This window comes from Aerococcus sp. L_32 (assembly GCF_050689315.1).
The window spans coordinates 1-506 of sequence record NZ_JBOEQF010001313.1; the positions used below are offsets into that span (position 1 = coordinate 1).

Annotated in this window: 1 pseudogene; it reads right to left on the reverse strand. The window is 42.9% G+C overall.

The features are described from left to right. A pseudogene (locus tag ACRCJ0_RS19525) lies at positions 1 to 506 on the reverse strand (L-lactate dehydrogenase); the annotation flags it as partial.

Genomic DNA, 506 nt, shown 5'->3' on the forward strand with positions numbered 1-506 from the left:
TTCGCGTAATTTAGTTGCTGACAATTCCATTTGTTGTTGCTCGTGGTCGTTTAAATCAGCTTCGATGATACCACGGGTACCTTCACGGTTGATGATAGCTGGAGCACCAATATAAACATCCTTTTGGTTGTATTCGCCATCTAGGTAAACAGATACAGGTAAGATAGCATTTTCGTCATTTAAGATAGCTTTTAAGATGCGGACTAAAGATACACCAATACCGTAGTAAGTTGCACCTTTTTTCTCGATAATCTTATAAGCCTTGTCACGTACGTGGTAGAACAAGTTCACTAAAGATTCTTCGTCGATTGCTGAAGTTTGAGACACCCACTCGTAAATTGATTGGCCACCAATGTTTGCGTGTGACCATACGGGGAACTCGGTGTCACCGTGTTCACCCATGATGTAGGCGTGGACGTTTCGTGCGTCAACATTCAATGTAGTGGCTAATTCTTGACGAAAACGTGCTGAGTCTAATGACGTACCAGAACCGATCACACGGTTAG